Below are 3,170 nucleotides of genomic sequence, written 5' to 3' on the forward strand. Positions count from 1 at the left end.
TCGGGTCATCTTCACCGACCTGACCTTCCTGCCGACCCTCATCGAACACCGCGCCAAGATGCCGGGCGTCAAGCACATCGTCGTGCTCACCGACGCAGCCGGCATGAAGGGCTGCGGGATGCCCGACGCGCTCTGCTACGAGGACCTGGTGGCCGACAACGGCGCCGACTTCACCTGGGGCGGCTTCGACGAAAACACCGCCGCGGCGCTCTGCTACACCTCGGGCACGACGGGCAATCCCAAGGGGGTACTCTATTCGCACCGCTCGAACTTCATCCACACCCTGGTGACCCTGGGGTGCGACGTGATGGGCATCGGGGCGGCCGACACCGTGCTGCCGGTGGTGCCGATGTTCCACGCCAACGCCTGGGGGCTGGCGTTCTCCTGCTCGGCGGTCGGCGCCAAGCTGGTGATGCCCGGCGCCAGGCTCGACGGCGCCTCGGTCTATGAGCTGCTGGAGAGCGAAGAGGTCACCTTCTCCGCCGCGGTGCCGACGGTCTGGCAGATGCTGCTGACCCACATGCGCGAAACCAGGTCAAAGCCCACGACGCTGAAGCGCGTGGTGATCGGCGGCTCGGCGGTGCCCGAGGCCCTGGTCCGCGCCTTCCGCGACGACTACGGCGTAGCGGTGACCCACGCCTGGGGCATGACCGAGACCTCGCCGCTCGGCACCCTGGCCACCCCCACCGGCCGGATCGCCAAGATGGACGCCGAGTCCCGGCTGCGCTTCACCCTGAAACAGGGCCGTCCGCCGGTGGGCATCGAGCTGAAGCTGGAGGACGACGCCGGCGCGCGGCTGCCGCACGACGGGACCACTTTCGGCCGGCTGATGGTCAAGGGCCCGTTCGTGGTGGGCAAGTATTTCAAGGGGGACGGCGGGGAGATCCTCGACCCCGAGGGGTTCTTCGACACCGGCGACGTGGCGACCATCGACGAGCACGGCTTCATGCAGATCACCGACCGGGCCAAGGACGTGATCAAGTCCGGCGGCGAGTGGATCTCGACCATCGAGATCGAAAACATCGCCGTGGGTCACCCCAAGGCGGAGCTGGCCGCGGTGATCGGGGCGGCGCATCCCAAGTGGGACGAGCGGCCGGTGCTGCTGGTCAAGCTGATGCCCGGCGAGACCGCCTCGAAGGACGAGTTCCTGGGCTTCCTGGAAGGCAAGATCGCCAAGTGGTGGACCCCCGACGACGTGGTCTTCGTCGATGACATCCCGCTGGGCGCCACCGGCAAGATCGACAAGAAGCTGATCCGCGAACGGATGAAAGGCTACGTCCTGCCGACGGCCAAGGCGGTGGAGAAGGCGTGAAGTTGGACCTGCCTCCCCCATTCATGGGGGAGGCAGGTTCTACGAATGCCGGTATTCGTTCTCAGGCCCAGGCTCACCCTTCGTCGCCATCCGGCCCTGGCGCACCAGACGGATCATCGCCGCCTGCATTGAACGCGCCGCCTCCGGCCTGGACCAGGCGGCGACGGGCCAACGGCGGGCCGTGACCGTGTCACCGCCGCCCTTCCCGCCGTGGCGTCAACAGGGCGGCGGATTTCAGCGACCGCCGCCCTGCGGCGCTTCTACTTGCCGTAGTCTATGCCGGTCCACATTTCTTCACGCAGCAACGTGCGGTATTTGGCGCGGGATTCCTGCTCCGTCGCCGCCACGGCTTTGGGAAACGCCTTCTCGGCTTCCGCCTGCAGGGCCATGTCGCGCGTCCTGTCGGGGTCGAGGGCCGCCATCGACACGTAGTGCACGCCGAGCATGACATTCGGTCCCGTTGTGGATGCGTTGACCGCCACTTGCACAATATACTGATCAATCAATCCATGCTTCTTCGCGCTCTCTTGCGCCGGAACCCAGGTCTTTTTCAGCGCAACCAAATAATCATCGATCCGCGACGGCTCGACGTGAACATAGGTCTTGTCCCAGACTCCCTTGGTGGGTGTGTAATCTACCCAGGGTTCAGATCGGGCCGCGCCCGCTATCGACAACGCGAATCCGGCGGCAATCGCTGCACGCATTGGCAATTTCATCGCACTCTCCATTTTTAAGGGGAACTCGTGAGATTACTGAGCCTCAGACCGAACAAGACTTTTTTCACCGAAGCTTGGCTTTAGAAGGACCGAGGGCGTTCCCGCTGTCAATGGACGCGGCCGGGCGGACGCGGCCGGGCAGACGCGGCCGGGCGATTCAGGTCAGGCGGTAGAGGCTGTCCGGCCCGGCCTCGGCCGCGATCCGGCCCTGGCGCTCCAGATGGAGAATGGCGGCCAGCATGGACCGGGCGGCGGCGGGCCAGAGGCGGGCGTCGACGTCAGTATAGAGGCGCGGGACCAGGTCCTTGATGCGGGCCGGGCCGGCGGCCAGGGCGCCCAGGATCTGGTCGATGCGCTGCTGGCGGTGCTCGGCATAGGCGTCGATGAACGGCGTCACCTCGCGGATCGGCGGGCCGTGGGTGGGCCACAGCGTGGTGAAGTCGCCCGCGCGGATCCGCGCCAGGCTCGCCAGATAGTCGCTCATGTCCCCGTCTGGCGGGGTGATGACGGTGGTCGACCAGCCCATGATGTGGTCGCCGGAGAACAGCGCGTTTTCCTCCTTCAGCGCATAGCAGATGTGGTTGGACGTGTGGCCCGGCGTGGGGATGGCCTGCAGCGTCCAGCCGGGGCCCGTCACCTCGCCGCCGCCGCAGAGGCTGATGTCGGGGGCGAAGTCGTGGTCGTGGCCGGCCTCCATCTTCACCTCGCCGGTGTCCTCGACCTCATGGCCGGCCACCGCGCAGCCGTAGATCGGGGCGCCGGTGGCGGCCTTCAGCGGGCCGGCCAGGGGGGAGTGGTCGGAATGGTGGTGGGTGATCAGGATGGCGGTGACCCGTTCGCCCCCGACGGCTTTGAGGATTGCGTCGAGATGATCGGGCAGGTCGGGGCCGGGGTCGATCACCGCCACCTCGCCCCGGCCGACGATATAGGTGCCGGTGCCGAGGAAGGTGAAGGGTCCGGGGTTGTTGGCCACCACCCGGCGGATCAGCGGCGAGACCTGGTCGCAGGCGCCATATTCGAACGTCAGGTCGCGGACATAGGGGATCATCCGCCAAGCGCCCCGCTAAGGTCGTAGCCGGCCGCGCGGCCCAGGCCGACGAGCTCTCCCCGGGCCATCGCGCCCGACAGGGCCTGGCCGATCG

At 67.3% G+C, this 3,170-nt stretch carries 3 protein-coding genes; 1 reads left to right on the forward strand and 2 read right to left on the reverse strand.

The window, feature by feature from the left end; genetic code table 11:
• Positions 1-1,312: AMP-binding protein (locus tag RMN86_RS02675; protein WP_309604279.1), on the forward strand; the 1,312-nt coding region annotated here is incomplete at its 5' end.
• A gap of 260 nt (positions 1,313-1,572) precedes the next feature.
• Here RMN86_RS02675 and RMN86_RS02680 read toward each other — a convergent pair.
• Both RMN86_RS02680 and RMN86_RS02685 read right to left on the reverse strand, forming a co-directional pair.
• Positions 1,573-2,028, reverse strand: a complete 456-nt coding sequence (locus tag RMN86_RS02680) for a hypothetical protein (protein ID WP_309604280.1) — start codon at positions 2,026-2,028, stop codon at positions 1,573-1,575.
• A 157-nt stretch (positions 2,029-2,185) separates the two neighbouring features.
• Positions 2,186-3,076 (reverse strand): MBL fold metallo-hydrolase, encoded by an 891-nt coding sequence (locus tag RMN86_RS02685; protein ID WP_309604281.1) that lies wholly within the window; start codon positions 3,074-3,076, stop codon positions 2,186-2,188.
• Positions 3,077-3,170 lie beyond the last annotated feature (94 nt).

Origin of the sequence: Phenylobacterium sp. (assembly GCF_031360265.1) — a bacterium.
In the GTDB taxonomy this organism is placed as follows: domain Bacteria; phylum Pseudomonadota; class Alphaproteobacteria; order Caulobacterales; family Caulobacteraceae; genus Phenylobacterium.